20 protein-coding genes are annotated in these 19,908 nt (G+C 72.2%); 7 read left to right on the top strand and 13 right to left on the bottom strand.

What is annotated here, in order from left to right; translation table 11 throughout:
- Nucleotides 1–131 precede the first annotated feature (131 nt).
- Nucleotides 132–419 carry a hypothetical protein gene (locus O7604_RS08525; RefSeq protein ID WP_043327533.1) on the top strand — a complete coding sequence of 96 codons (288 nt, stop codon included), beginning with the start codon at nt 132–134 and terminating at the stop codon, nt 417–419.
- Nucleotides 420–472: 53 nt separating this feature from the next.
- Here the strand turns inward: O7604_RS08525 and O7604_RS08530 are convergent, their stop codons facing one another.
- The gene (locus tag O7604_RS08530) at nt 473–1,252 is read right to left on the bottom strand and encodes a class I SAM-dependent methyltransferase (RefSeq protein ID WP_281579346.1); all 780 of its coding nucleotides are present in this window, start codon (nt 1,250–1,252) and stop codon (nt 473–475) included.
- Nucleotides 1,253–1,306: 54 nt separating this feature from the next.
- Here O7604_RS08530 and O7604_RS08535 point away from each other — a divergent pair, with 54 nt between their 5' ends.
- A complete protein-coding gene (locus tag O7604_RS08535; protein ID WP_269703065.1) occupies nt 1,307–1,705 on the top strand; it encodes a PPOX class F420-dependent oxidoreductase in 399 nt (132 codons plus the stop codon).
- Between the two features lie 55 nt (nt 1,706–1,760).
- Here the strand turns inward: O7604_RS08535 and O7604_RS08540 are convergent, their stop codons facing one another.
- Together O7604_RS08540 and O7604_RS08545 are read right to left on the bottom strand one after the other, a co-directional pair.
- On the bottom strand, nt 1,761–1,970 hold the full coding sequence (locus O7604_RS08540) for a BldC family transcriptional regulator (RefSeq protein ID WP_007073996.1): 210 nt from the start codon (nt 1,968–1,970) through the stop codon (nt 1,761–1,763).
- 256 nt (nt 1,971–2,226) lie between these two features.
- Entirely contained in the window at nt 2,227–3,066 is an 840-nt protein-coding gene (locus O7604_RS08545; protein ID WP_269703066.1) for a hypothetical protein, read from the bottom strand.
- A gap of 175 nt (nt 3,067–3,241) precedes the next feature.
- Here O7604_RS08545 and O7604_RS08550 point away from each other — a divergent pair, with 175 nt between their 5' ends.
- Complete coding sequence (locus O7604_RS08550; protein ID WP_281579347.1) at nt 3,242–4,324, top strand: Glu/Leu/Phe/Val dehydrogenase; 1,083 nt, start codon at nt 3,242–3,244, stop codon at nt 4,322–4,324.
- A 290-nt stretch (nt 4,325–4,614) separates the two neighbouring features.
- Nucleotides 4,615–4,830 (top strand): DUF3073 domain-containing protein, encoded by a 216-nt coding sequence (locus O7604_RS08555; protein ID WP_013283429.1) that lies wholly within the window; start codon nt 4,615–4,617, stop codon nt 4,828–4,830.
- Between the two features lie 149 nt (nt 4,831–4,979).
- Here the strand turns inward: O7604_RS08555 and amcA are convergent, their stop codons facing one another.
- The 5 genes from amcA to O7604_RS08580 all read right to left on the bottom strand — a co-directional run bounded on the left by amcA (nt 4,980) and on the right by O7604_RS08580 (nt 9,643).
- Nucleotides 4,980–5,192: a multiple cyclophane-containing RiPP AmcA gene (amcA, locus tag O7604_RS08560; RefSeq protein WP_269703069.1), complete on the bottom strand. Its 213-nt coding sequence runs from the start codon at nt 5,190–5,192 to the stop codon at nt 4,980–4,982.
- On the bottom strand, nt 5,173–6,264 hold the full coding sequence (gene amcB / locus O7604_RS08565; RefSeq protein ID WP_269706946.1) for a cyclophane-forming radical SAM peptide maturase AmcB: 1,092 nt from the start codon (nt 6,262–6,264) through the stop codon (nt 5,173–5,175). Before amcB ends, amcA begins: the two co-directional genes overlap by 20 nt.
- 127 nt (nt 6,265–6,391) lie before the next feature.
- Nucleotides 6,392–7,546, bottom strand: coding sequence for a phosphoribosylformylglycinamidine cyclo-ligase (gene purM, locus O7604_RS08570; RefSeq protein WP_281579348.1), 1,155 nt, complete (start codon nt 7,544–7,546; stop codon nt 6,392–6,394).
- 57 nt (nt 7,547–7,603) lie between these two features.
- Nucleotides 7,604–9,121, bottom strand: a complete 1,518-nt coding sequence (gene purF / locus O7604_RS08575) for an amidophosphoribosyltransferase (RefSeq protein WP_269703073.1) — start codon at nt 9,119–9,121, stop codon at nt 7,604–7,606.
- Nucleotides 9,122–9,289: 168 nt separating this feature from the next.
- Entirely contained in the window at nt 9,290–9,643 is a 354-nt protein-coding gene (locus O7604_RS08580; RefSeq protein ID WP_269703075.1) for a sterol carrier family protein, read from the bottom strand.
- 160 nt (nt 9,644–9,803) lie between these two features.
- Here O7604_RS08580 and O7604_RS08585 point away from each other — a divergent pair, with 160 nt between their 5' ends.
- Nucleotides 9,804–12,110 carry a carboxypeptidase-like regulatory domain-containing protein gene (locus O7604_RS08585; protein ID WP_281579349.1) on the top strand — a complete coding sequence of 769 codons (2,307 nt, stop codon included), beginning with the start codon at nt 9,804–9,806 and terminating at the stop codon, nt 12,108–12,110.
- A gap of 68 nt (nt 12,111–12,178) precedes the next feature.
- On the opposite strand, the gene O7604_RS08590 is transcribed toward O7604_RS08585, so the two are convergent.
- From O7604_RS08590 to purS, 4 genes are all read right to left on the bottom strand, one after another.
- A complete protein-coding gene (locus O7604_RS08590) occupies nt 12,179–12,928 on the bottom strand; it encodes a 2-phosphosulfolactate phosphatase (RefSeq protein ID WP_269706947.1) in 750 nt (249 codons plus the stop codon).
- Nucleotides 12,929–12,938: 10 nt separating this feature from the next.
- Nucleotides 12,939–15,632 (bottom strand): phosphoribosylformylglycinamidine synthase subunit PurL, encoded by a 2,694-nt coding sequence (purL, locus tag O7604_RS08595; protein WP_281579350.1) that lies wholly within the window; start codon nt 15,630–15,632, stop codon nt 12,939–12,941.
- Between the two features lie 64 nt (nt 15,633–15,696).
- On the bottom strand, nt 15,697–16,380 hold the full coding sequence (gene purQ, locus O7604_RS08600) for a phosphoribosylformylglycinamidine synthase subunit PurQ (RefSeq protein ID WP_018785472.1): 684 nt from the start codon (nt 16,378–16,380) through the stop codon (nt 15,697–15,699).
- Nucleotides 16,377–16,640, bottom strand: a complete 264-nt coding sequence (gene purS / locus O7604_RS08605; protein WP_013473439.1) for a phosphoribosylformylglycinamidine synthase subunit PurS — start codon at nt 16,638–16,640, stop codon at nt 16,377–16,379. Before purS ends, purQ begins: the two co-directional genes overlap by 4 nt.
- Nucleotides 16,641–17,112: 472 nt before the next feature.
- On the opposite strand from purS, the gene O7604_RS08610 reads away from it, so the two are divergent.
- Together O7604_RS08610 and O7604_RS08615 are read left to right on the top strand one after the other, a co-directional pair.
- Entirely contained in the window at nt 17,113–17,796 is a 684-nt protein-coding gene (locus tag O7604_RS08610) for a trypsin-like serine protease (RefSeq protein WP_269703080.1), read from the top strand.
- A gap of 12 nt (nt 17,797–17,808) precedes the next feature.
- Nucleotides 17,809–18,384, top strand: a complete 576-nt coding sequence (locus O7604_RS08615; RefSeq protein WP_252452122.1) for a YbjQ family protein — start codon at nt 17,809–17,811, stop codon at nt 18,382–18,384.
- An 86-nt stretch (nt 18,385–18,470) separates the two neighbouring features.
- Here O7604_RS08615 and purB read toward each other — a convergent pair whose 3' ends face one another.
- Nucleotides 18,471–19,895, bottom strand: a complete 1,425-nt coding sequence (gene purB / locus O7604_RS08620; RefSeq protein WP_281579351.1) for an adenylosuccinate lyase — start codon at nt 19,893–19,895, stop codon at nt 18,471–18,473.
- Nucleotides 19,896–19,908: the final 13 nt, after the last annotated feature.

Raw genomic sequence — 19,908 nt, forward strand, 5'->3', positions numbered from 1 at the left:
GGGTCTCCGCCGCCGGGCCCGTCCGCTCGCTCGTTCCTGCGTGCGACCCTATGCAGGGCCGGGCCGCCGAGATGCGTGGGGGCGGAGCGGACGGGGTAAGGACGGCCGTCAACGCCGAAGGAAGGAACGAGATGAGCCAGGCACCGGAGAGCGCGGAGAACACCGAGACGGTCGAGACCCGCGGCGACGAGCGGGTGGACCTGCTCCGCGCGGACACCAACAACGACGGCAAGACCGACGTGTGGGTGGTGGACACCGACGGCGACGGCAAGGCCGACCTGTTCCAGTTCGACACCGACGGTGACGGCAAGGTGGACATCACCATGGTGGACATCGACGAGGACGGCACGCCGGACGAGGTGGTCGACGGCGACGGCGGGCTGCCCCCGGAGCAGACCACCCCCACCGTCCAGGTCTGAGCATGTAAGGAAGGGCCCCTTCTTAACGCGTAGGCGCTTGAAAGGGGCCCTTCCTAACGTCGCAGCTCCAGCGTGGCGAGGTAGTAGGGATGGTCGGTGTCGTCCACGTCGGCCAGTCGCCACGGAGAGCCGTGAACCAGCTCGGCGAACTCCTCCGGCGAGCAGACCAGGTAGTCGAACCACTCGGTGCCGAGCAGCCGGTAGCGCAACCGCAGCCGCAGCTGCCCGCCGAGCCGGCCCCGCTGCCGGTTGCGCTCGTGGTAGGCGGTGTGCACCGGGTCGGTGGTCCCGTACGGGTCGGTGCCGTGGGCGATCACCCGCGCGCCGGGGCGGGCCAGCGCGGCGAGCGCGGCGAGCATCGCCGGGGCGCGTTCCCGCCCCTCGAACAGTCCCAGGTTGTTGCCGAGCAGCAGGAACGTGTCGTACCGGTGGCCGTCGGCGGCGTGCTCGTCGATGGTGCCGTGCACCAGGTCGCGTACGCCCCGGTGCCGGCTGACCCGCAGCGCGCCGATGGAGGTGTCCAGCCCGGTGACCGGTACGCCCCGCTCCTGGAGGTGCAGCGCGATCCGGCCGGCGCCGACGCCGACGTCGAGCACGTGCCCGCGTACCCGGTCCACGGCCCGGTGGTCGTGCGGCTGCCACCGCTGCGGCGGGTCCAGGTAGTGCCCGGCGGGCGCGCCGTTGATCAGCCCGTCGTCGCGCTCGATGATCTCGATGACCGGGCGGGGCAGGCGACCGCCGGCCATCGGGCGCGGTCCGATCCCGGTGGCGACCGCGTACGCGTCGCGGATCATCTCGCCGAACACGTCGCCGATCTCGGGTTCCCCGGTCATGTGAGCACGCTATCCGGCGGTCGGCGGCGCCGTGGCGGCCGTATCCTTGGCGTCGTGACCGACCTGGACCGCCTGGCGGCGGAGAAGTACGTCCTGCTCACCACGTTCCGCAAGGACGGCCGGGCGGTGCCGACTCCGGTGTGGGCGGTACGCGACGGCGACGGGCTGGCGGTGTGGACGGTGGCCGACTCCGGCAAGGTGAAGCGCATCCGGCGCGACGGCCGGGTCACCGTGGCGCCGTGCGACGTACGCGGCCGGCCGCACGGCGAGGCGGTGCCGGGTCACGCGACGATCGCCGACCCGGAGAGCACGAACCGGGTCCGGGGGCTACTCAAGCAGAAGTACCGGCTGATCGGGCGGCTGAGCCTGCTCGGTAGCCGGCTGCGCCGGGGCGAGCGCGGCACGGTGGGGCTGCGGATCGTGCTGGACGGACCGGGCTCCGGACACGACTAAGGGCGGCGCCGTGACGGCACCGCCCTTGATCGGAACGCCGGAGAACGCCGGTTCGTCAGTCTCCCTGGCGCTGCTGGGGGATCTGCCCCTGCAGCAGGGCCCGAACCTCCGACTCGCGGTAGCGGCGGTGGCCACCAAGGGTCCGGATGGCACTGAGCTTGCCAGCCTTCGCCCACCGGGTCACCGTCTTCGGGTCGACACGGAACATCGACGCCACCTCGGCCGGTGTGAGTAGCGGCTCAGGTTCGTGCGTTCGCGATGCCATCGGGGTCACTCCTCCACATGTATAGACATCGGCCGGGGTCCCGCCGGCCGACGCGTCTCCCATGGTCCGGCTAGTCCCCGATGTCCGACATGGGCCGAACGGCTGAAGGTCCCTAGACGGACGGATGAACCATGCCCGATTTTTACTACTTTTATGCCGCAGAAAGTACCTTATTCGGACTCATGATCACGGTTCGTGACGCATCAGCTACGAGACACTCTCGTGTCCAAGGCCACTTAGCGGGGCAAACCGGGCGTCAGTTGCAGCGCTCCAGCAGCTGCACCGCGCGCCAGCGGGCGACCAGCTTGTCGTACGCGGCGGACGCCTCCTCGGCCTCGCCCCGGCCCAGTCCGGACAGTCCGGTGGCCACCAGATCGGTCGAGTCGTCGGCCTCGAGCGTCTCGTCCGGCAGAAGTTGCACCAGACCGCCGTAGTCCAGTTCGACCACCGAACGCGGGTGGAACTCCTCCAGCCACCGGGCCGCCTCCTCGACCGCCTCGGTGATCGGCGCCTCCCCGATCGACTTGCGCAGCACCGACAGCGCGCGCGACGCCCGGCGGCGCGCCTTGGAGATCTCGGTGCGGTAGCGCAGCGCCCGCCGCTCCGGCTCGGTCACCAGATGCCGCTCGCCGGCCTCGAACAGCACGAACCAGCGCAGCGGCACTCCCCAGGTGGCGATCTGCTCGTGCACCCGGGGCACCCCGTGCTCCAGCACCCGGGCCCCGCTGCGCCAGTCCTCCACCACGGCCCTCGCCTGCCCGGCGAGCACCGGCGGCACGAACGCGTCGGCGAGTACCGAGGGCACGCCGTCGCGGGCGCTCAGCGCCGCCTCGGCGACCCGGATACGCAGGTTCCAGGGGCAGACCAGCAGCGCGTCGTCGGACTCCAGGACGTACGCCTCGTCGGGCAGGTCCGGCAGCCGGGTCCAGCCGGCGCCGAGCGCCTCGATCACCGCGGTCCGCTGCCGCACCGGACCCTCCAGCGGAGCGATCGCGCGGCCCTCGCTGACGTACCGGCGCCAGTACGACTGCCGGTCCCGGTCGAAGGCGGTGAGCGGCTCGTACACGCGCAGGTATGAAGCGAAGAGCGACGGCACGGCGCGATCCTCCCACGAGACGGGACCGCCCGTCGCCGCCCTCGGGCCCGTGGCGTGACATGCGCGACAGTACGGTTCGGGCCGATATTAGGCTCTACGACACCGGCAGCATCCCGCCGGCGTGCCACCCGGGTTCCGCGCCCCACAAGGGCGCACACCGACACAGGAGTCAGCCATGGGCGTATTCGCCAGTACCGACGAGCCCGTTTCCACGGGGCATGAGCAGGTCGTGTTCTGCCAGGACAAGCAGTCCGGCCTGAAGGCGATCATCGGGATCTACTCGACCGCGCTGGGCCCCGCGCTCGGCGGCACCCGGTTCTACCCGTACGCCAGCGAGGCCGACGCCCTAGCCGACGTGCTCGACCTCTCGCGCGGCATGGCCTACAAGAACGCCCTGGCGAACCTCGACCTCGGTGGTGGCAAGGCGGTCATCTGGGGTGACCCCGAGCAGATCAAGAGCGAAGCGCTGCTGCGCGCGTACGGCCGCTTCGTCGAGTCGCTGAACGGCCGCTACTACACCGCCTGCGACGTGGGCACCTACGTGGCGGACATGGACGTGATCGCCCGCGAGACCCGCTACGTGACCGGCCGCAGCGTGGAGCACGGCGGCGCGGGGGACTCCTCGATCCTCACCGCCTGGGGCGTGTTCCAGGGCATGCGGGCGGCAGCCGAGCACGTGTGGGGCAGCCCGACGCTGGCCGGCCGGCGGGTCGGCGTGGCCGGGCTGGGCAAGGTCGGCAAGTACCTGACCGCACACCTGCTCGACGACGGCGCCGAGGTCGTGGCGACCGACGTCAACCCGCGCGCCCAGGAGTGGGCGCGCACCACCCACCCGCAGGTCACCCTGGTCGACGACACCGTGGCGCTGGTCAGCTCCGACATCGACGTGTACGCGCCGTGCGCGCTCGGCGGCGCGCTGAACGACGACACCGTGCCGGTGCTGCGGGCGAAGGTGGTCACCGGGGCGGCGAACAACCAGCTCGCCCACCCGGGCATCGAGAAGGTGCTGGCCGACCGGGGCATCCTCTACACGCCGGACTACGTGGTGAACGCGGGCGGCGTGATCCAGGTCGCCGACGAGATCGAGGGCTTCAACTTCGACCGCGCCAAGCTGCGCGCGACCCGGATCTTCGACACCACCCGGCAGATCCTCCAGCTCGCCGACGACGAGGGCGTGCCGCCGGCGGTCGCCGCGGACCGGCTCGCCGAGCGGCGGATGGCCGAGGTCGGCCGGCTGCGCACGATCCATCTGCGGTGAAGCTCACTCCGGGGGCGGAGCGGCGCTCCACCCCCGGAGGCCGCGCGCGTTAAGCTGAATCTCGGGCTTGTTCGTACGCATTTGTCCGGTGTCACGGCCAGCCCCGGGCCTTACCCCTTACCCGGTACACTTTGTGACGGCGGGACCACAGCGACGCGCAGGTCCAGCCGACGGTGACCCGAGGTGCCGAACGATGGCATCCCCATGTACCGTAAGAGCCACGAGAGATGCCTGACGTCATCGGGGCCCGCCTTCGGGCTGCCCCGCATTCTGTGCGAGGGGGTCGAGCCATGGGGCGCGGCCGTGCTAAGGCCAAGCAGACGAAGGTGGCCCGGGAGTTGAAGTACCACTCCCCGAACACCGACCTAACCGCCTTGCAGCGCGAACTGGCGGGTAGTGGTAAGTCTGAGCACAACTTCGACGACGACTACAAAGAGTATGTCGACGACGATGACGAGGACCACGCGGACGACGACCCGGACACCTGGGCTCGTCCGACCCGCTGACCTCCGGTCACATCTGAGCACGCGGCAACCCCCGCGTGCTCACGCATGTGCTCTGCTGAGCCGGCTCACGACCGACGATCAGGGACCTGCCGGCGCTCCGGGCGTCCGCTCCGACGCGCCGGCAGGTCCTTGATCGCGGAACCGTCCCCTCAGCGCGGCCGGTTGTTCCAGTTGTAGAACGTCGGGATGTTCTCGAAGTGGTTCCACGCGCACACCGCGTTGGCGCCGTCGCCTCCCGGCACCTCCGCCCGCAGCAGCCGTGCCGCCTCCGCCTCACGGAGCAGAGCGGTAAGCCCCGCAGCGGCGTCCCGCACCCGGTCGGCAACCGCCTCCCGGTCGGTGTCACTGATGGTCTCGGGCATGCTCCAACACTCCCTCCAGTAGGCGGATCTTGCTGTTGCGGCAGTGCTCGGTCTCCGTACCGTCGAAACGCCCCAGCTCGAAGTAACGGTTGGCGGCGTGCCCACCGCCACAGAACCCGAAGTACGCGCAGGACGTCCGGCACGCCTCCACGCCGGTGAGGAACTCGTCCACCCACGGCGTGCCGGCCGCGCCGGCGAGGATGTCGCCCAGCGGCGTGGTGAGCACGTTCCCGCTGGCGAAGTCGCCGTACCGGGCGTCGGTGAAGCCGGCCAGCTCGGGCGAGAGCACCACCACCGAGCCGTCGTGCCCGACCGTCGGGATCGGGTCGAGGCTGCGGGGCAGCAGGTCGTCCGCGGTGCCGGCCAGCACCGCGCCCGCGTACCGCAGCGACCACTCCACCTCACGCAGGTGAATCCGGGGATCCCGGCGCCAGGCCGCGACCAACTCCGCCCAGAACCCGGTGACCGCGCCCTCGTCGCGCGCGTTCGTCCGCGTGTTGACGCCTTCGGTCTCCTCGATGTTGACGCCGAGCACGTCGCAGCCCAGGTCGAGGAAGTAGTCGTACAGCTCGGTCGCCAGGCCCGGCTCCGGCCGCGAAACCACCGCGAGCGCCGAGAAGGGCAGGCCGTGGCGGCGCAGCGCCGCCACACCCGCCACGATCCGGTCGTACGCGGGCCGCCCGCCCCGGGTGACCCGCTCGCCGTTGCGCGCCCGTGGCCCGTCCACGCTGACGCTGACCCGCACCCCGTGCTCGGCGAAGAACGCGCACCAGGCGTCGTCGATCAGCGTGGCGTTCGTCTGCACGTGGTGCTCGACGTCCGGCCCGAAGGGCGCCAGCAGCGCGGCCAGGTGCTCCCGGCCGGCCGCGAGCGGCTCGCCACCGTGCCAGACCACGGAGAAGCGGCCGCCCGCCGCCCACGGGTTCACCGACGCCGCCACCGCCTCGGCGACGGCCACCGGCATCCGCCTGTCGGCCGCCCGGAAGGGGAGGTAGCAGTAGGCGCAGTCGAGGTTGCACAGCGTCGTCGGCTGCATCACCACGTACGACGGGACGGCGGCGATGCCCCGCATCCCTTCGGGCGCGCGCGCAGCCATCAGCACCTCCCCCGCCTGCCTGAAAACCGAACCTCCAGGCTAGGCCGCGGCGACCGCTCGGGTGAACCCCCGATCACGTGCCCGGCCGATCGGCGCAGGGTGATCAGCCTCGGGTGTGCTGCCCGACCATCTGCACGTTGCCGGACCCCTCGATGATCTCGCCGGCCTGCCAGGCGTCCACGCCCCGGCCGGTCAGGGTGGCCAGCGCGCGGTCGGCGTCCTCGGCGGAGACGATGGCGAACATGCCGACGCCCATGTTGAACGTCGCCTCCATCTCCGGGTCCTCGATCCGGCCCTTGGACTGGATCAGGTCGAAGATCGGCTGCGGCTTCCAGGTGGAGCGGTTGACCACGGCGTCGACGTTCTCGGGCAGCACCCGGACCAGGTTGCCGGGGATGCCGCCGCCGGTGACGTGGGCCAGCGCCCGCACCTCGGCCTCGGCGATCAGCTTCAGGCAGTCCTGCGCGTAGATCTTGGTCGGGGTGAGCAGCTCCTCGCCGAGCGTCCGCTGGCGGCCGAAGTCGTCGATCACCACGTCCAGCCGCATCCGGCCGGCGCCGAGCAGCACGTGCCGGACCAGGGAGTAGCCGTTGGAATGCAGGCCGGACGAGCGCATGGCGATCACGACGTCGCCCACCTCGACCCGATCCGGGCTGAGGATCTCGCTCTCCTCCACCACACCGACGCCGGTGGCGGAGATGTCGTACTCGTCGGGGCGCAGCACGCCCGGGTGCTCGGCGGTCTCGCCACCCAGCAGCGCGCAGCCGGCGTACCGGCAGCCGTCCGCGATGCCGGCGCCGATCTCGGCGACCTTGTCCGGTACGACCTCGCCGGTGGCGATGTAGTCGAGCAGGAACAGCGGCTCGGCGCCGCAGGCCACCAGGTCGTCGACGACCATGGCGACCAGGTCGATGCCGACCGTGTCGTGGATGTCGAGCTGCTGGGCGATCACCAGCTTGGTGCCCACGCCGTCGGTCGAGGAGGCCAGGATCGGGTTCTTGTACTTCTTCGTGTCCAGCCGGAACAGGCCGGCGAAGCCGCCCAGGTCACCCATGACCTCGGGGCGCCGGGTCTCCTTGACCTTGGACTTGAGCAGCTCGACGGCGCGGTCGCCCGCCTCGATCGACACCCCGGCGTCGGCGTACGAGACCGAGCGTTTGCGCTGCGTCCGGCCGGACCCCGCCGACCAGGGCTGGCGGTCGCCGCCGGCGCCCGTCGGGCTGGATCCTGCGCCGCTGCGCTCGGACACGTGCGTCACGGTTCTCCCCTTTGTGGTTCCCGCGAGCCCGGAGCGGCCGGACCCGCGTCGGTGGTGCTACGGGTGATGGGTCGGTGTGGCGACGAGCGGACCGGTCGGCCCGGTCGCCTCGGCGGCGACCCGGCGTCCCACTCCTTCGAGCACGTGCTTGCCGATCAGGTTCCCGGCCGGCAGTTCGATCGGGTACTCCCCATCGAAGCACGCCCGGCAGAGCCGGCTCTTCGGCTGCTCGGTCGCGGCGATGAGACCGGGCAGCGATACGTAACCGAGCGAGTCGGCGCCGATGGACCGCCGGATGCCCTCGTTGTCCAGCCCGTTCGCGAGCAACTCGGCGCGGGTGGCGAAGTCGATGCCGTAGAAGCAGGGCCAGCTCACCGGCGGCGAGGAGATCCGGACGTGGACCTCCAGGGCGCCCGCCTCGCGCAGCAGCCGGACGATCGCCCGCTGGGTGGTGCCCCGCACGATCGAGTCGTCCACCACGACCAGGCGCTTGCCGCGGACGTTCTGCCGCAGCGGGTTCAGCTTCAGCCGGACGCCGAGCGCGCGCAGCGTCTGCGAGGGCTGGATGAACGTGCGCCCGACGTACGGGTTCTTCATCAGGCCCTGGCCGTACGTGATGCCGGATTCCTCGGCGTAGCCGATCGCGGCCGGCGTGCCGGACTCCGGCACCGGGATCACCAGGTCGGCCTCGACCGGGTGCTCCTTGGCGAGCTGGCGGCCGATCTGCACCCGCGCGGCGTGCACGTTGCGGCCGGCGATGGTGGCGTCCGGCCGGGCGATGTACACGTACTCGAAGAGACAGCCCTTGGGCTCGGGCGAGGCGAACCGGCTGGACCGCAGCCCGTTCTCGTCGATGGCGATCAGCTCGCCCGGCTCGACCTCGCGGACCACGCTCGCGCCGACGATGTCCAGCGCGGCGGTCTCGCTCGCCACCACCCAGCCGCGTTCGAGCCGGCCGAGCACCAACGGGCGTACGCCGTGCGCGTCACGCGCCGCGTAGAGCGTCGACTCGTCCATGAAGACGAAGCTGAACGCGCCGCGCAGCTGCGGCAGCACCTCGAGCGCGGCCGCCTCGACCGACAGGTCGGGCCGGCTCGCCAGCAGCATGGTCACCAGCGAGGTGTCGTTCGTCGAGCCGTCGGAGTCGAGCCCGCGCACGGCGGCCTCGCGCTGCAACTCGGCGGTGTTGACCAGGTTGCCGTTGTGCGCCAGCGCGATAGTGGTGCCGGCACTCGTGGCCCGGATGGTCGGCTGGGCGTTCTCCCAGGTCGAGCCGCCGGTGGTGGAGTAGCGCGCGTGCCCGATCGCGACGTGCCCGCGCAGGCTCGCCAGCGTCGGCTCGTCGAACACCTGGGCGACCAGGCCGAGGTCCTTGTAGACCACGACACCGGAACCGTCGCTGACCGCGATGCCCGCGGCCTCCTGACCCCGGTGCTGGAGGGCGTAGAGCCCGAAGTAGGTGAGGTTGGCGACCTCTTCACCCGGCGCCCAGACGCCGAAGACGCCGCACGCGTCCTGTGGGCCGGGTCGCTGGGGGTCAAGGTCGTGGCTCAGCCGGCCATCGCCTCGGGGCACCTGCCGCTCCCTCGCAGTGGGGTCTGGACTGGCCTGGCGGAGTCAGGGGGGCAGCTCCGCACGCATGGGCCGGGACCGTCGTCGGCTCTCAGTGTACGCGACCAGCAGTCGACACCGACAGTCACGGAGTCTCCGCTCAGCGTGAGCAGGGTTTGCGCTGCCCGACGCCTAAATCGGGAGGTACGGGGAGAGGTCAGCCCGGTTTCCGGAAACCCGGATGCGACCCTCCGTGACCGTTTCCGCCCACCCCTGTCGCCCGGTGGCAACCGCCAGCCAGGTCGCCGGATCCATCTCGACCACGTTCGGCGGCGTACCGCGGGTGTGTCGTGGACCACTCACGCACTGGACCGCACCGTAGGGTGGGACGCGCACCTCCACCGATCGGCCGGGGGCGCGATCCGCGAGGGCAGCCAAGAGGGTCCGGACCGCCTCCCGGAGCACCGGCCGTTCGGGCGTACGCCCCTCGTCCAGCGCCGCCAGCGCGGCGAGTACCGCTTCGGAATAAGCGTGCGGAGAGGACACGACGGGACGATACGACCCGGCAGAAGGCCGCCCGACGGCGGCCCTGGGTAGAGATGATCCGGTCAGACAAGGCATAGTTGCCGACGGCGTTATTCGTACCGTGAGTGATCAACCCCGGCCGAGCGGCCGGTGGGGAGGTCAGACCCGGAAGGCGGTGGACGTGTCAACACACCGACGTGCCTGGAAGCAGCGGGCCGGTGTGGTCGTAGCGCTGGTCTTCGGCGCCCTGCTCACCGTCCCCGCAGCTCCCGCCTTCGCCGCCAACGTCAGCGTCTCCCCGGGATCGATTACGGTCAACGCCGGTAGCGACGCGACCGTGAGCGTCCAGGTCACTCCCGGCGACGGCGACGAGAGCGCGGAGATCGGCCTGACCGGCCTTCCGTCCGGTGTCAGCTGCGCCTCGGGCTGCGGCCAGATCAACTTCCCGCCGGGGAACAACAGGCCGCGGACGCAACTGCTCACCATCCGCGCCAGCGACAACGCGCAGGACGCCAACGCCTCGGTCACGGTGCAGGTCCGGCCCAGCAACTCCGACCCGGCCACCGGCAACTTCCAGCTGGCGGTCAAGGGCAAGGTCGAGGCGCCGCAGCAGCCGCAGACCGTCAAGACGGTCTCCGGCAAGGTGGTCAACGCCGACGGCGACCCGATCGAGGGCGCCCTGGTCATGCTCCGTGACAGCGCGGGCAAGGAGCGCCGCACCAACACCAGCGGCAACGGCAACTTCAGCTTCAGCGGCTCCGACTCCAACCCGATCGCGCCCGGCCGGATCGACCTCGGCGCCTCCACCGACGGCGCCTCGCCCGTCGCCCGGTCGATAAACGCGAACGCCGGCCAGTCGGTGACCGGCGTACGGCTCAGCATCCAGCTGCGGGCGTCGGCTAGCCCGAGCGCCACCCCGTCGGCGAGTGAGTCCGCTCCGCCGTCCGAGGAGCCGCTCGACGAGGAGGCGACCGACACCCCGTCGGCGGAGGCGCCCGCCGCGCAGCAGCCGGCCGCGAACGAGGACTCCGGCGGCTTCGGCTCCTGGCTGCTCATCCTGCTCGGCGGCCTCTTCGTCGCCGTCGGCGTGGGCACCATCGTGCTGCTCTACATGCGCCGCAAGAACGAGGGCGACGACGACGGCGACGGTCCTGGTGGGCCGACCGGTCCGGGTGGCCCGGGTGGCGCCGCTGCGGCCGGCGCGATCCCGGCGGCCCGGGGCGCGTACCACGGCACCGACGACCAGACCCGGGTGGTGAACGGCATGGGCGCCGGGCCGTCCGCGACGATGGTCGGCGGCCCCTCGATCAGCGACGCCCCCACCATGCTCCAGCGGCCGGTGGTGGACGACGTCCCGCCGGACCCGTACGGCGCCCCGCCCGGCCCGTCCTACGGCGTCGGCGGTGGCCAGGGCGGTTACGGCTACGGCGACGACGCACCGGGCCAGGGTGGTTACGGCGGCGCGGGCGGCTACGGCAACGCGCCCTCCTCGGGCGGCGGCTACGGCAACGGCCCCTCCTCCGGTGCCGGCTACGGCAGCCCGGACTACGCCGCCGGTGCCGGGGCGGCCGGCGCGGCCGGTTACGCGGCTCAGGGCGGCGGCTACGGCAACGAACGCTTCGACGAGCCGACCGGCCGCTACACCGGTGACAGCACGCAGTACGCGCCGGCGGCCGACCCGTACCCGACCAGCACCTACCAGCCGGAGCAGGAGCGCGGCTACGACCAGGCCGGCTCGGCCCCGTACGGCCGTGGCGCGGAGCAGGGCGACGGCTACGGCGCGGCCGGTGGCTACGGCGGCGCCGCCTCGGGCGGCTACGACAACGGCGCGACCGGCGGGTACGACAACGGTGGTCAGCGGGGCGGATACGGCGAGCCCACCGGCGCCTACGGCAACGCCGCGGGCGGTGGCTACGGCGACAACCCGACCGGTGGCTACGGCGACGCCCCTGCGTACGGCGGCGGCCGGACGGCGGGCGGCGGCTACGGCGACGCGCCGGCCAGCGGGTACGACAACGCCCCCGCGGGTGGCTACGGCGACGCCCCGGCCGGCGGCTACGACGGCGGTCGCGCGGCAGGCGGCGGATACGGCGACGCGCCCGCAGGCGGCTACGACAACCCCGGTGGCTACGACAGCCGGTCGCAGGGTGGCTACGACAGCAACGCGACCGGTGGCTACGACAACGGTCGTCAGCAGGGCGGCTACGGCGACGCGCCGGCCGGTGGATACGGCAACGCCGGTGGCGGTTACGACGGCGGTCACCAGTCGGGCGGCTACGGCCAGCAGGGCGGCGGGTACGGCGACGGCTACGGCCAGGCCCCGCAGGGTGGTTACGGCCAGCAGGGCGGCTACGGTCAGGAGCCGCCGCAGCAGCGCGGGGGCGGCTACGACAACGGCTACCCCAACGACCCGGCGCAGGCGGGTCGCGCCCGCCCGGACGGGCAGGCGGACCGGGGCGGGCGACGCCTCGACTGGCTGGACGACTGACCGGCACCAGACGTGAGAACTGTGGCCGCCCGCGAACAGCGGGCGGCCACAGTTGTCAGCAGGGGGAATCAGGCGGGGGCGAAGTAGCCCTGGCGGAGCACCGGCACCACGTCGGAGACGCCCACCTCGGTCGCGACCGCGACGTCCTCGGCGAAGCCGCCCTCGACGAGTTCCCGCCCGGAGACACATCCCCGGACCGCCGCCGGCACGTCCGGCGTGCTCGCCAGCGCGGCGAGCGCCATCGCGGCCTCCACCGACAGCCCGCCGGGCACCCCGGCCAGCGCGTCGAGCACGCAGGCCGCCCCGAGCTGGTCCTCCACGCACGGCCGCAGTGACCCGTCGGGCCAGCGCTCACCGGCCGCCACCACACCCACCGGGGCGTCCTTCGAGCCGTACCCCTCGGCGCGCAGCCAGCGCCCGACGGCGGGTGCGTTACGCAGGCACGCCGCGACCACCGGCACGCCGGTGGCGCTCGCGGCGGCGCTGATCGCCGAACCGTTCGGAGAGGGAAGCACCAGGTCGGCGACGACCGGCGCGGTCCGCAACGCCGCCGGGGAGAGCGACCACGGATGCTCCGCGGTCGTCTTCCGGCGGCCCACTGCGGCCACGGCCCCCACCCGGCGGGCGTAGTCGGCGGCCTGCTCACCCCACGGGAACGGGTGCACCCGCATGCCGCGGCTCACCGCCACCTCCACGGCGGTGGTGAACGACAGCACGTCCACCACCACCAGGGCGGCGCAGACCCGGCCGAGTTCCGCCGCCCCGGTCAGCCCCCAGTCGAACCGGGCACCGGCGCCGGGTTGGGTGAAGACGGCCAAGGCGAGCGCCTCAGCGCTGACCCGGCGCCGGCTCACCGGAAGCCGGACCGTCGGACCCGTCGGCAGGCGCCGACTCGTCCTGGGCCGGGGCTTCGTCGACGGTCGGCGTCGCGTCGGCCTGCGCGGCCTCGTCCGGCGCGTCGGAGGCCGCCTCGACAGCGGGCGCGGACGCCTCGGCGTCGGCCGGCGGGGTGTCCCGACCGGCCTTGGCGATCGGCTCGGCGTCGACAGCGGCCGGGTCCACCCCGACCGGCTGCTCGGCCGTGGCCGGAAGCACAGTGGTGGTCCCGGTACGGGTCGCCGCCACCTCCACCCGGGCCGCCTCGGCGGCGCCGAACAGGCGCGGGAGCGTATCGGTGTGCGCCTCGCGCAGCTCGTCGAGGCCGATCCGGAACTGGCCGTGCACCTCGAGCGCGCCGGAGGCCGGGTCGGTGACGCCGATGAACTCCCACGGCACGCCGCGCTCGCCGCAGAGGGCGGTGAACGCCTTCTCGTGGCCACGCGGCACCGACACCAGCACGCGGCCGGCGGACTCGCTGAACAGGAAGACGAACGGCATCGAGCCACCGGCGAAGTGCTCCGGCACCACGACCCGGGCGCCCACGCCGCGGCGCAGGGCCGACTCGACCAGGCTCTGCGCCAGACCGCCGTCGGACAGGTCGTGCGCGGAGCTGAGGTGCCCGACCCGGGCCGCCTCGGCCAGCAGCTCGGCGAGCTGCCGCTCACGGGCCAGGTCGACCTGCGGCGGGATGCCGCCAAGGTGCTCGTGCGTCACCCAGGCCCACTCCGAGCCGGACAGCTCGACGTGCGTCTCGCCCAGCAGGAACAGCTGGTCGTGGTCGCCGGCCGGGCGCGGTACGAAGCCCATCGGCACGCGGTCGGCGACGTCGTCGAGCACGCCCAGCACGCCGACCACCGGGGTCGGGTGGATGGCCGCGGCGCCGGTCTGGTTGTAGAAGCTGACGTTGCCGCCGGTCACCGGGATGCCCAGCTCCAGGCAGCCGTCCGCCAGGCCGCGCACGGCCTCGGCGAACTGCCACATCACGCCCGGGTCCTCCGGCGAGCCGAAGTTCAGGCAGTTGGTCACCGCGATCGGCTTCGCGCCGGTCACCGCCACGTTCCGGTACGCCTCGGCCAGCGCCAGCTTCGTCCCGTGGTAGGGGTCGAGGCGGGCGTACCGGCCGTTGCCGTCGACGGAGAGCGCGACACCGAGGCCGCTGCGCTCGTCGATCCGGATCACGCCGGAGTCCTCCGGCTGGGCGAGGACGGTGTTGCCGAGCACGTACCTGTCGTACTGCTCGGTGACCCAGGTCTTGTCGGCCAGGTTCGGCGACGCGATCATGCGCAGCACGGTCTCCCGGAGCGCCTCCGGGGTGCTCGGCCGGGGCAGCGTCTCGGCGCGGTCGGCCTGGAGCAGGATCAGGTCGGCCGGCTCACGCATCGGCCGGGCGTACACCGGACCGTCGTCGACGAGCGAGCCCGGCGGCACGTCCACCACGAGCTGATCGCGCCAGGTGACGACCAGGCGGCCCGGCTGGCCGTCCGGCGACGGCGCGGTGACCTCGCCGATGGCGGTGGCCCAGACGCCCCACTTCTCGGCGGTCTTGAGCACCGCGTCGAGCTTGTCCGGCGAGACGACGAGCAGCATCCGCTCCTGGGACTCGCTGGCCAGGATCTCGTGCGGCTCCATCGACGGCTCGCGCAGCGGCACCCGCTCCAGCCACACCCGCATGCCGGTGCCGGCGGAGGCGGCGGTCTCGGTGAGGGCGCAGGTCAGGCCGGCGCCGCCGAGGTCCTGGATGCCGACGACCAGTTCGGCGTCGTACAGCTCCAGGCACGCCTCGATGAGCAGCTTCTCCATGAAGGGGTCGCCCACCTGCACGGACGGGCGGCGCTGCTCGCTGCCCTCGTCGAAGGTGGCGCTCGCCAGCACGGACACGCCGCCGATGCCGTCGCGGCCGGTCTTGGCGCCCATCAGCACCACGATGTTGCCGGGGCCGGTGGCGTCCTTCTTCTGCAGCCGGTCGACCGGCAGCACGCCCAGGCAGAGCGCGTTCACCAGCGGGTTGCCCTGGTAGCAAGGGTCGAAGACGACCTCGCCGCCGATGTTGGGCAGGCCCAGGCAGTTGCCGTAGCCGCCGACACCGGCGACCACGCCGGGCAGGACGCGGGCGGTGTCCGGGTGGTCGGCCGCGCCGAAGCGCAGCGGGTCCATCACGGCGACCGGGCGGGCGCCCATGGCGAGGATGTCGCGGACGATGCCGCCGACGCCGGTCGCCGCACCCTGGTACGGCTCGACGAAGCTCGGGTGGTTGTGCGACTCGACCTTGAAGGTCACCGCCAGCTCGTCGGAGACCTGAACCACGCCGGCGTTCTCTCCGATGCCGGCGAGCAGCCGGTCGCTCGGCGGTGCCTTCTCGCCGAACTGGCGCAGGTGCACCTTGCTCGACTTGTAGGAGCAGTGCTCGCTCCACATGATCGAGTACATGGCCAGCTCGGCCTGGGTGGGCCGGCGGCCGAGGATGTGCCGGATCCGGTCGTACTCGTCGTCGCGGAGGCCCAGCTCGGCGTACGGCTGAAGCTCCTCCGGGGTGTCGGCGGCCCGGGGAACGGTGTCCACGCCCAGCGCCCAGTCGTCGGTCGGGCCGGCCTGCGGCACCACGCCCTGCGCTTCGCGCAGGGCCGGGTCCGGATGGGTGGTCATGACGTCTCCTTGCTGCGCTCGCCGCCGGTGCGGCGGGTGAGCCGACCGTTGTTCCCGGCCACCATCACGCCGGCGCTCCCACCAGATGCTTGAGCACCGAGGTGAAGAAGCCGAGGCCGTCCAGGGAGGGGCCGGTGAGCGCCTCCACCGCGTGCTCGGGGTGCGGCATGATGCCGACGACGTTGCCGGCCTCGTTGGTGATCGCCGCGATGTCGCGCTGCGATCCGTTGGGGTTGCCGCCGACGTAGCGGGCGACGACGCGGCCCTCGCCCTCCAGCCGATCGAGCGTCGCGGGGTCGGCGACGTAGCAACCCTCGCCGTTCTTGACCGGGATGAGCACCTCCTGGCCCGGCTGGAACGCGTTCGTCCAGGCGGTGCCGGTGCTCTCGATCCGCAGGACCTGGTCCCGGTTGCGGAAGTGCAGGTGCTGGTTGCGGGTGAGCGCGCCGGGCAGCAGGTGCGCCTCGCAGAGGATCTGGAAGCCGTTGCAGATGCCGAGGACCGGCAGGCCACCGCGCGCGGCCTGGACGATCGTCTCCATCACCGGGGCGAACCGGGCGATGGCGCCGCAGCGCAGGTAGTCGCCGTAGGAGAAGCCGCCGGGCAGGACGACCGCGTCCACCCCGTGCAGGTCCGGGTCGCCGTGCCAGAGCCGGACCGCCTCGGCGCCGGCGATCCGTACGGCCCGGGCCGCGTCCCCGTCGTCGAGCGAGCCGGGGAAGGTGACCACACCGACCCGGGCGGTCACGACTGCGCGCCCGCGGTCTCGTCGGCGGTGACCACGCGGACGGTGAAGTCCTCGATGACCGGGTTGGCCAGCAGCTTGTCGGCGATCTCCCGGGCCCGGTCCAGGTCCGGTTCGCCGGTGAACTCGATCTCGATCCGCCTGCCGATCCGAACCGAGGCGACGTCACTGACGCCGAGGCGAGGCAGCGCGTTTGCGACGGCCTGGCCCTGCGGATCGAGGATCTCGGGCTTGAGCATGACGTCGACTACGACGCGAGGCACTGGGCACTCCTGACTGTGTACGCAGTTGGGTGCCGGCCCAACAATCGGGCGAGCGCAGCCAGCCTACCTGGCAGATACCGCCCGGCCCGCACCGGCCGGGGGCAGTTCCGGCACCGATCGGCCCCACCGGCGGGACCGGACGGGCACCGTTGCCCGTTCGTTGCGGCGTCGATGCGAATTCGTTGCGCTCCGCGCTTGTGGACGCCCCTCGGCACCACCTCCTACCAGGCATTCTGCCGTGAAACACCCCACCTTGGACCGGTATCCGACAGCACACCCGGGCGGTACGCGGCGCGCGTCACGCCATCGGCGCGATTCGATCCGCACCTTGTGACAGAGGGTGTCGCGGTCGTAGCATGCATCGTCAGATGTCGATGAGTTAGATCGATGTCCCTCGCCGGCCCACCCCAAGCCGGCGGGTGTCACCCCCTGCCCGGCAACCCCCGGGCGTCCGCGCAGAAGGAGCCCCGACATGCGCCTCCGTCCCCTGCTCGCCGTGCTGACCACCGCGCTGGCCGGCGTCCTGGTCGCCGCCTCCGGCGCCACCGCCGCGCCAGCCGGCCCCCAGCCGATCATCGGCGGCGGCACCGTCTCGTCCGCGCCGTGGGCCGCCGCCGTCTTCAGCAACGGCTCGTTCACCTGCTCCGGCAGCGTCATCGCACCCCAGTGGGTGCTCACCGCCCGGCACTGCGTCAGTGGCACCATGTCCGTCCGGGTCGGCAGCGTCTACCGCGCCTCGGGCGGCGTGACCCGCACCGTGAGTGCCTCCTACACCCGCTACGACCTGGCCCTGCTGCGCCTGTCCAGCACGGTCAGCACCTCCGCCGTGTCGCTGGCCACCAGCAACCCGCCGGTCGGCTCCACGAACACCATCTACGGCTGGGGCATGACCTGCTACAGCGGGTGCAGCGCTTCGTCGCAGCTCAAGACCGCCAGCGTACGGGTGACCAGCACCAGCGTCACCGACGCGTACGGCGGCCAGGCGATCCGGAGCACCCGGGTCAACGGCAACGCGTGGCGGGGCGACTCGGGCGGCCCGCAGTTCTACAACGGCCGGCAGGTCGGTGTCGCCTCCACCGCCGACGGCCAGAGCATCCAGAACTACGGCAGTGTTGCGTACAACCGGTCCTGGATCACCTCGACGGCCGGTGTCTGACGGTTGATGCCGATGCGGCGCGGATCGGCCGGGTGTGGCCCGGCCGTCCGCGCCGCGCCGTTTTTCAGCATCCGATCAGCTGAACACGGCTCGCGAACCACCCGGCCGGGGACTGACAGCATCGGAAGCGTGCTGGTCGTGACGACGGATCAACTGCCCGGCTACGAGATCCGCCAGATCCTCGGCGAAGTGGTCTCCTCGATGGCGAGGACCCGAAACCCGTACCGCGAGGGGGTCAAGAACCTGCGCGGTGGCGCCTACGACCCGTTGGCGCCGGACAACCTGACGCGGTGGCGTACCGACTCGGTGGCCCGCCTCGGCGAGGAGGCGCGCCGCCTGGGCGCGAACGCGGTGATCGGCATGCGCTTCGACAGCCGGGACTGCGGCGAGATGTGGATGGAGATCTGCGCGTACGGCACGGCGGTGATCGTCGCGCCGAAGATGCCTGATGTCATGCCGCCGGACCAGCCGGCGATCGCGGCCGAGACCGCCCACGACCCGGAGATCGCCTCCGCCCCGGGCGGCATCGCCGAACCGGCCAGCGCCCCCAACCTGAGTTCGGCGGCCGAGACCCCCACCGGCCCCTGACCGGCCCGTTCCCCGGGTCGATCATGAGGTTGACGGCAGGAATGATCTCCCTGAGTGCCGCCAACCTCATGATCGACCAGAAAAGGTCAGAGGATGGGGGGCGGGGAGTAGGTGGCGGCCTGGGGGTGGGTTTCGACGACCCTGGTGATTCTGGCGGTTACGCGGGTGACCTGGTCGGTGGCGGCGCCTACGAAGGCGTTGCGGTCCGCGACCAGGGTGTCGATCTCGGCCCGGGTGAGGCCCAGCCGGCCGTCGGCGGCCAAGCGGTCGAACAGGTCGTTCTCGGCCGCGCCCTTCTCCCGCATGGCGAGCGCCACGGCGACCGCGTGCTCCTTGATCACCTCGTGCGCGACCTCCCGGCCGACACCTCGGCGTACGGCGGCCACGAGGATCTTCGTGGTGGCGAGGAACGGCAGGAAACGCTCCAGCTCCCGGTTGATCACCGCCGGGTACGGGCCGAACTCGTCCAGCACGGTGAGGAACGTCTGGAACAGCCCGTCGGCGGCGAAGAAAGCGTCCGGCAGCGCGACCCGGCGCACCACCGAGCAGGAGACGTCACCCTCGTTCCACTGGTCACCGGCCAGCTCGCCGACCATCGACAGGTAACCCCGGATGATCACCGCGAAGCCGTTCACCCGCTCCGACGAGCGGGTGTTCATCTTGTGCGGCATCGCGCTGGAACCGACCTGGCCCGGCTTGAAGCCCTCGGTGACCAGTTCCTGGCCCACCATGAGCCGGATCGTGGTCGCCAGCGAGGACGGCGCGGCGGCCACCTGGGCCAGCGCGGAGAGCACGTCGAAATCCAGCGAGCGCGGGTAGACCTGGCCCACGCTGTCCAGCACCCGGCGGAAGCCCAGGTGCCCGGCCACCCGCTGCTCCAGCTCGGCCACCTTGCCGGCGTCGCCGTCGAACAGGTCGAGCTGGTCGGCGGCGGTGCCCACCGGACCCTTGATCCCGCGCAGCGGGTAGCGGCCGATCAGGTCCTCCAGCCGCTCGTACGCGATGAGCAGTTCCTCGGCCGCCGACGCGAAGCGCTTGCCCAGCGTGGTGGCCTGCGCGGCGACGTTGTGCGACCGGCCGGTCATCACCAGCGCGGAGTACTCGCCCGCGTGCCATCCCAGCCGGGCCAGCGTGGCGACCACCCGGTCCCGGATCAGCTCCAGCGAGGCCCGGATCTGGAGCTGCTCGACGTTCTCGGTGAGGTCGCGGGAGGTCATCCCCTTGTGCACGTGCTCGTGCCCGGCGAGCGCGCTGAACTCCTCGATCCGGGCCTTCACGTCGTGCCGGGTGACCCGCTCGCGCGCCGCGATCGAGGCCAGGTCGACCTGGTCGACCACCCGCTCGTACGCCTCGACGACCCCGTCCGGCACCGGCACGCCGAGGTCACGCTGGGCCTTGAGCACCGCAAGCCAGAGCCGGCGCTCCATCCGGACCTTCTCCTCCGGCGACCAGAGGGCGACCAGTTCGGGCGAGGCGTACCGGTTGGCGAGCACGTTCGGGATCGTCGTCACGTACCTCAGTCTT

The sequence above is a fragment of the Micromonospora sp. WMMA1947 genome, assembly GCF_027497355.1.
GTDB lineage: Bacteria > Actinomycetota > Actinomycetes > Mycobacteriales > Micromonosporaceae > Micromonospora.

Excerpts from the sequence above, each read along its gene's own strand:
- O7604_RS08525 (WP_043327533.1), top strand. The coding sequence starts at position 132 with ATGAGCCAGGCACCGGAGAGCGCGGAGAACACCGAGACGGTCGAGACC.
- O7604_RS08530 (WP_281579346.1), bottom strand. The coding sequence starts at position 1,252 with ATGACCGGGGAACCCGAGATCGGCGACGTGTTCGGCGAGATGATCCGC.
- O7604_RS08540 (WP_007073996.1), bottom strand. The coding sequence starts at position 1,970 with ATGGCATCGCGAACGCACGAACCTGAGCCGCTACTCACACCGGCCGAG.
- O7604_RS08550 (WP_281579347.1), top strand. The coding sequence starts at position 3,242 with ATGGGCGTATTCGCCAGTACCGACGAGCCCGTTTCCACGGGGCATGAG.
- O7604_RS08555 (WP_013283429.1), top strand. The coding sequence starts at position 4,615 with ATGGGGCGCGGCCGTGCTAAGGCCAAGCAGACGAAGGTGGCCCGGGAG.
- amcA (WP_269703069.1), bottom strand. The coding sequence starts at position 5,192 with ATGCCCGAGACCATCAGTGACACCGACCGGGAGGCGGTTGCCGACCGG.
- amcB (WP_269706946.1), bottom strand. The coding sequence starts at position 6,264 with ATGCGGGGCATCGCCGCCGTCCCGTCGTACGTGGTGATGCAGCCGACG.
- purL (WP_281579350.1), bottom strand. The coding sequence starts at position 15,632 with ATGACCACCCATCCGGACCCGGCCCTGCGCGAAGCGCAGGGCGTGGTG.
- O7604_RS08610 (WP_269703080.1), top strand. The coding sequence starts at position 17,113 with ATGCGCCTCCGTCCCCTGCTCGCCGTGCTGACCACCGCGCTGGCCGGC.
- O7604_RS08615 (WP_252452122.1), top strand. The coding sequence starts at position 17,809 with ATGCGGCGCGGATCGGCCGGGTGTGGCCCGGCCGTCCGCGCCGCGCCG.